Annotated in this window: 4 protein-coding genes and 1 tRNA gene; 1 reads left to right on the top strand and 4 read right to left on the bottom strand. The window is 40.3% G+C overall.

From position 1 onward, the window contains the following. Positions 1-15 precede the first annotated feature (15 nt). Together G3T18_RS11185 and G3T18_RS11180 are read right to left on the bottom strand one after the other, a co-directional pair. Positions 16-107 (bottom strand) — tRNA-Ser (locus tag G3T18_RS11185). Between the two features lie 505 nt (positions 108-612). Then, positions 613-1,668: an EAL domain-containing protein gene (locus tag G3T18_RS11180; protein WP_224410635.1), complete on the bottom strand. Its 1,056-nt coding sequence runs from the start codon at positions 1,666-1,668 to the stop codon at positions 613-615. A gap of 362 nt (positions 1,669-2,030) precedes the next feature. On the opposite strand from G3T18_RS11180, the gene rpiA reads away from it, so the two are divergent. Further along, positions 2,031-2,741: a ribose-5-phosphate isomerase RpiA gene (gene rpiA, locus G3T18_RS11175; protein WP_224410634.1), complete on the top strand. Its 711-nt coding sequence runs from the start codon at positions 2,031-2,033 to the stop codon at positions 2,739-2,741. Between the two features lie 560 nt (positions 2,742-3,301). On the opposite strand, the gene G3T18_RS11170 is transcribed toward rpiA, so the two are convergent. Beyond that, positions 3,302-3,664 (bottom strand): hypothetical protein, encoded by a 363-nt coding sequence (locus tag G3T18_RS11170; protein ID WP_224410633.1) that lies wholly within the window; start codon positions 3,662-3,664, stop codon positions 3,302-3,304. Between the two features lie 685 nt (positions 3,665-4,349). Continuing rightward, the gene (locus tag G3T18_RS11165) at positions 4,350-6,293 is read right to left on the bottom strand and encodes a tetratricopeptide repeat protein (protein WP_224410632.1); all 1,944 of its coding nucleotides are present in this window, start codon (positions 6,291-6,293) and stop codon (positions 4,350-4,352) included. Positions 6,294-7,550: the final 1,257 nt, after the last annotated feature.

The raw sequence follows: 7,550 nt of genomic DNA, 5'->3' as shown, positions 1-7,550 counted from the left end.
ATCATCTTCTCAAAACGGAGAGAGAGGGATTCGAACCCTCGGATAGGCCTTACGCACCTATCAACAGATTAGCAATCTGCCGCTTTCGACCACTCAGCCATCTCTCCTGAATGTGCCTAATCGATTATAGCGGATCTGGTTAGCAGTTGCCAGAGTTAGAAAAAAAATTTTTGGGCAAGAGTGGTGTCGCCTCCAGTTAGTGCAGCCGTAGTTACTCTCAAGCTTTTCCTACCATCAGCAATGCGGCGTGGGGACTCCCGTTAGAACCTACATTCCACACGACAGGTGGATTATCTCCACAATTTACATCCCTGAACTCCCTACCCGTCTTGGTTTCAATCCGTTTGTCACCCCGTAAGCTGATTGTTTTTTCCTTGCCAGTCTTCCCTGGTAAATCCCTTTTTTCTCGGCATTTCTGGTCTCAAATTGCTGTTTTGGCTTCCCTGTCAGACACATTTTGCCATAAACACGTTTTTCTGGTTAAATGTTTCTAGGTGTTACCACTTTTTTGTCCGCGATCGCTTCTCGGTGATGCTCGACACACAATGTCCTACATTCTGTCGTGCGGAATGTGGCTTTTAGTGTGGCGGCAAAATTGTTTGCGGGTCGTTTCTATGAAGCGATTTTGATCGAAGGAGTAAAATGATTGAGTGGTTCCTGCCGCAAAATTTGTCCTGGCATGGCAAGACCAAATCCTTGTCCCATGTCCACGCCTAAATTGCGGCAGAACTTGATATCTTCAGGATTTTCTAGTCCTTCGGCGATCGCCAAACAACCGAGTTCGTGTGCTGAGGCTACTATTGCTTTAAACAACATTCCTTTGATTGGGTGGTTGCTACAACCATGTACGATTTGTCTGTCTATTTTGATGATGTCAGGGTGATATTCGAGGAAATAGTGATCTAGGTTGGTGTTACTACACAAATCGTCGATCGCAATCCCGAATCCCTGTTGGCGAAGTTGGTGAAGTATTTTTAACAAGGGGCGATTTGTAGCGATCGCCTGGAGTTCGGTTAGCTCGAAAACAATTTGAGATGGTTTTAAGTGGGCTCTTTCTATTTGTTTTAAGTTTTGCTCGAAAGCTAGGGGATTATTTACTAAAGCATTGGGCAAAATATTAATAAAAAAAATCTGATTGCTTTTTAGAGCAGCAATTGATTCTACACAAGTGCTACGAGCTAATTCATCGAAATCATAAATAAGTTGGGTTTCCAGGGCTGCATCAACTAATTCTTTGCCATTTTTTATTTGCAAATTATTGTCTTTGGCGCGAGCCAAACATTCATAGGCAAATATTTTACCTGATTGTAAATTAAAAATAGGTTGGTATTGAAAAAATAAATTCTGCTGAAAAATTACGTTGAAAAACCAAGCATTTTTAGCTGCTTGAATCACTTTAAGCAAAGGTTGTGCTTGTAAAAACTCAATCGCTATTTGAGAATCAGTGTGTGGCGATCTCGTTAACAAAAAACGGGTTCCAGCTAGTTCTGTAGTTGGTAAAGCTTTACCGAAACCTTGAAAAAGATTAATGATTTCAGCATTAACAATTGGTTTGTACAGCAACAGGGGAATTTCTGGTAATGGTTGAAAACCTAGTTTCTCGAAGAATTGAGAACTTAGGTAGTTTGGAGGCTGAATGATTAAATTAAGTGCTGTTGCTGCCTTCATATCTTACACTGCCTATTAAATTGCTACTAATTTCAAGCTGATTTTGTCCCAAAGCGAAAGTCGAGTTTATTTGTTGCACAAAAATTGATTTTAAAATTTAAGGAAATACAAATTTATTTACGTTTCCAACAGCAACTACTCACTGAAAATTTTTCTGGAGAGAACTGAATTATTAGTTCCCCTGGCTAAAAATCTCTAATTAAATTAGAGCGAGTAAATTTACTGCGTATTTTTGGCTATTTAAGCGGATATTTTTCCCAATTATAATCGAATTATAGTACATTGCTAAAGACAGCGATCGCTATCACGGAATTTAGTGAGATAACTAAAACTTAGAAGCAGAATTTAGAGGAGTTATTTTCATGGTAGGAGAAAACGATCCAGTTAAGGTAATGAAGCAAGAAGTGGGTAAAGCTGCGGCTGCCCGCGTGGAATCTGGTATGATTGTTGGATTAGGTACTGGTTCGACGACAGCTTATGCCATTGAGTTTTTGGGATCTCGCTTGCAAAGTGGAGAGTTAAAAAATATTAAGGGAGTACCTACTTCTTTCCAAGCTGAGGTATTGGCTAAAAAATATGGCATTCCCTTGACAAGTTTGGACGCAATTTCCCAAATTGACATAGCAATTGATGGCGCTGATGAAGTAGATCCGCAAAAAAACTTAATCAAAGGTGGCGGTGCGGCACATACTCGCGAGAAAGTTGTCGATTCTCTGGCAGATATGTTTATTGTTGTAGTAGATAGTGGCAAACTTGTCAAGGAGTTAGGCTCAACATTTTTGCTACCAGTAGAAGTAATTCCGATGGCTATTTCCCCAGCAATGCGCGCTATTGAAAAGTTAGGTGGAAAGCCCGAATTACGCATGGGAGTTAAGAAAGCTGGACCTGTTGTTACCGACCAAGGTAATTTGGTAATTGATGTCAAATTCGACAAAATTGACAATCCTGGGGAGTTAGAAAAGACAATTAATAATATTCCTGGGGTACTAGAAAATGGTTTATTTGTCAATGTTGCCGATCTTGTTTTAGTCGGCGAAATTGTTGACGGGAAACCCACAGTAAGAGAGATGTAACTGCTTTCCCTAGTTCCCTGGCTCCCCCCTTTCCCTAGTTTCCTGGCTCCCCCTTCCCCTAGTTCCCTGGCTCCCCCCTTCCCTAGTTCCCTGGCTCCGCCGGGGAACGCACAACTAGAGGCTCTGCCTCGTCATCTTTAATGGAGGCGGAGCCTCCGAAAAGCATTTCTAGGCGGAGCCTAGAAACGAGAATAAGTGCTTATCTCATCTCCCTAGTTCCCTGGCTCCCCCTTCCCCTAGTTCCCTGGCTCCCCCCTTTCCCTAGTTCCCTGGCTCCGCCGGGGAACGCATTCTAGAGGCTCTGCCTCCTTAATTTTAACTGGAAGCGGAGCCTCCGAGAGGCATTTCTAACAAGAAGGTAGAGACGTTTCATGCAACATCTCTACACAAAATTCATCTGAATTTCCAGTCAAAAAGTCATCCTGAGCGAAACGAAAGATCTCCCTAGATCCTACTCTTCGAGAACGCTTCGCGAACGCTTCGCTCAGGATGACAGTTATAATAGTGAGGCGAAAGTTATGAATTTAATGGAAGTAGAACCTAGAAACGAGAAGAATTGCTTATCTCATCTCTAAATGAAAATCGATAGTCACCATATTTCCCTCAGCATCCCAGTATAAAGTAGCAAAACAAAACTTAGCTTGCAGAAGACCATGTTTTTCTTCTCGAATACCCCCTAAAGCTACCATTACTCGATAACCAGTTTGAAAATTAATCTCAAAATATTCCTTTAAAAAAGCTTTAGTTACAATCAGAATTTCTGTATTTGCCGGGACTAAAATATTTTTTGCTTCTGCTTCATCTAATTCGATTTCTACTTCTCCATTTTTAGCATATTCTTGCAAGAGATTAGTAACATTTTTAATTATTTCATCGTCGGGTAAAGCAGCATCTATAGCTTTAATTACTTCTAAACTCGGCATTAATAATCTCCTGAATGAAGACCACCTTTTAATCCCATTTTCTCTCGTTCCCTGGCTCCGCCGGGGAACGCACAACTAGAGGCTCTGCCTCCTTAATTTTAACTGGAGGCGGAGCCTCCGAAAAGCATTTCTAGGTGGATGAGAGGAAAGATTTTGCTTCGCTCAGAATGACAGTTATAATAGTAAAGTTAGAGTTATAATTTTAATGGAGGCAGAGCCTCCGAAAAGCATTTCTAGGCGGAGCCTAGAAACGAGGAAGTATCGAGGGAAATAGCATTTTCTCTCGTTCCCTGGCTCCGCCGGGGAACGCACAACTAGAGGCTCTGCCTCCTTAATTTTAACTGGAGGCGGAGCTTCTGAAAAGCATTTCTAGGTGGATGAGAGGAAAGATTTTGCTTCGCTCAGAATGACAGTTATAATAGTAAAGTTAGAGTTATAATTTTAATGGAGGCAGAGCCTCCGAAGGGCATTTCTAGGCGGAGCCTAGAAACGAGGAATTAAACTTTGTTTTGATTATAGGCGATCGCGTTGAAGTGAATTTGAACCTATTCTCCACTTTAATTTTAACTGGAGGCGGAGCCTCGGAAAAGGAAATAGCTAGGATAGGCTTAAACTATTGCGCTAGTAGAAATTTCTAATCACTCCAATGATCTAAAATCTCAATTGTTAAGAATTAAGTATAATTTTACAATTTTGGCAGAATTTCTGGTAAGAGTTGAGCGGGAATGACAGCTAAAGCGAGATTTTGTCCGGAAACGCCAAATTCTTGATAAAGTGTCCTCACAATGCGGATAATGTAGTTAAAGGCGACTTTGTAACCTCCTGTATCGGGAGTAGCAAGGTCTAAAGCTTCTAAATGCGCTTGTAATGCTCCGATGAAATACTCTTGTTTCTCTGTTTCATCGAATTGGGGTAAATTACCAAGTTGATAAAGCACGGAACCAAGATTATTATAAGTCCCTTTGAGATCGAAATTGAGCTTTACAGGTGGATCTTGATTCGTTAACCTCAAAGCGAGAATCAAAGTTGCTTCGTAATTAGCGATCGCGCTTTGTAAATATTCTTGCTTGACTTGGGGTTCTTGGTCAACTTTTGTGGCTAAATGCCAGTAAGCGGTAGCTAAATTATTTTGTGTAGCTGCACAAGCTGCGGGGGAGGTTTCTGAGTTACGATATTCAAGGGCGTTTTGGTAAGAGTCGATTGCAACTCGTAAATAAATTTCTGGTTGTTCGTATTGAGCTAAATTCCAGTATGCCGTACCGAGGTTATTTTGGATCGTCGCCCAATTAGTCGGAGTCCGATCTGGGCTATACTGAGCTAGAGCTTCATTATAAGCCGCGATCGCGCTATGTAAATTAGCGGGACTATTTTGTTTTTGGGCAAGATTCCAGTATGCTGTCCCCAAGTTATTCTGCGTCGAACCATATTTTAGCGGATCTTGTGCTGGCGATCGATAACGCAAAGCATCTTCGTAAGCGCGAATTGCTAATTGTAAATTAACCGTAGTATCTTGATAACTAGCTAAATCTCCATAAGCTGCACCCAAGTTATTTTGAATCATCGCATAAATTTGCGGTGCAGTTTCGGCTGTCAGACGAGTTAAACCAAATTGATAAGCTTGTATAGCTTGTTCGAGAAATGCTAACTTTTCCGTAGTCTCAGTAGTTTGACGAGACATCATCCAGAAAATATTTCCTAAATCATTGAGAATTTCTGGTGTATGGGAAAAATCATCTTCAGCCCATTCTAGCGCTTGGGAATAAGCTTGTATAGCAGTAGTTAAATTTTCTTGAGAAGCATCCCCAGCAGCAACAAATTCGCGAAACTTATTCCCCAATTGCATTAAAGCAGTAGCAATTTCATTTTGGGAATAAGACTGCTCTAACAATTCTGCCACATCTTCGAGACTATCGAGTTGTGGTAGAGAAGAAGTAACTCTGGTTTCTTCCTCAGTATTTACAGAAATTTCCGCAACCGAGATATCTTCTTGAGCAACAGCGAGGGGCGCGATCGTGTTAGAGTCTAATTGTGTTGACTCCAAATCTAAATTAAGATCCGGCTTACTTTCCCTAACTTGAGTAGACCTAGACAATTCCCAGTCTACCGGAGTTGGGTCTCCCTGAAAAATAAATATCCCCGTATGCCAGCGCCAAAACTCAGGTACAGACTGCCTAATCGTATTTAACCACGGACAAGGCAACCAAAACAACAAATTCGCCTCCAAACGTGGTAAATAACGTTCCAGAGATTGTAAACTACGGAGAAAAAGTTGTTGTTGGGCTGGGGATTGACGAATCAGCCGTTCTACCCCGACAATTTGAAAATGAGGAAGTAGCGTAGACGAAACCTTATCCGAAAGCGATCGCTTTTTCTTAACTAACTGATTTTTCTTCAACCATTTCCCAATTTGCGCGACAATATTAGGATTATCCAAATCTAACTCTAAAGTTACCAACTGCAATCCCTTCAATTGTGCATCTAGCTGCTGAATTAGAATCTCCCGAAAACCAAAATCATCGCAAACAACCATAAAAATTTGACGACGTAAACCAATACCCAACGCTTGAGACAGACGTTGATAAGTTTGTTGGTTAAACTGCGAGACATCAGAGGAAGTAACTTCAGACACAGGAAAGAAGAAATAGATGCTAGGAAAATTATATCTACTCAGCCTAAATCATTTTAACCTAACCCCGTCTCATCTTCTAAATTCTTACACAAAAGGGAAAACAAGCAAGACAAATAAAAAAGTTCCCATATTTATTTCAAATTACTAGAGATTTATTTTCCAGTTTTTACCCTACTAAACCATATTTTCCGACAATTTACCCAATTAACCTAACAAACTTATCAAAATAATCGCCAAAATTTCTTCTACCCCTTACCTCTTCACGAAATCAAACCAACCCAGAAACATCTATTTCCCAACCAATAACTCAGCTTTGCGACTTGGGGAGAAATTTTCCTTCAATGCTGCTGAAACCCAAAAATCTCAAACCAACTCGTAAACATCTATTTTCCAACCAATAACTCAGCTTTACGACTTTGCGAGAAATTTTCTTTCAATGATGCTGAAACCGATAAATTTCCAAACTAGCGACATCAAACCCAACTCGTAAACATCTATTTTCCAACCAATAACTCAGCTTTACGACTTTGCGAGAAATTTTCCTTCAATGCTGCTGAAACCGATAAATTTCCAAACTAGCGACATCAAACCCAACTCGTAAACATCTATTTCCCAACTAATAACTCAGCTTTGCGACTTGGGGAGAAATTTTCCTTCAATATTGCTGAAACCCAAAAATCTCAAACCAACCCAGAAACATCTATTTTCCAACCAATAACTTAGCTTTGCGACTTTGCGAGAAAATTTCTTTCAATGATGCTGAAACCGATAAATTTCCAAACTAGCGACATCAAACCCAACTCGTAAACATCTATTTCCCAACCAATAACTCAGCTTTACGACTTGGGGAGAAAATCTACATCAATATTGCTTAAACGAAAAACCAACCCATAAACATTAATTTTCCAACTAATAACTCAGCTTTACGACTTTGCGAGAAAATTTCCTTCAATGCTGCTGAAACCGATAAATTTCCAAACTAGCGACATCAAACCCAACTCGTAAACATCTATTTCCCAACTAATAACTCAGCTTTGCGACTTGGGGAGAAATTTTCCTTCAATGCTGCTGAAACCCAAAAATCTCAAACCAACTCGTAAACATCTATTTTCCAACCAATAACTCAGCTTTGCGACTTGGGGAGAAAATCTACATCAATATTGCTTAAACGAAAAACCAACCCATAAACATTAATTTTCCAACCAATAACTCAGCTTTGCGACTTGGGGAGAAATTTTCCTTCAATATTGCTGAAAC

The organism is Oscillatoria salina IIICB1 (assembly GCF_020144665.1).
Classification (GTDB): domain Bacteria; phylum Cyanobacteriota; class Cyanobacteriia; order Cyanobacteriales; family SIO1D9; genus IIICB1.
This window is presented reverse-complemented; position numbering and strand designations above follow the sequence as displayed.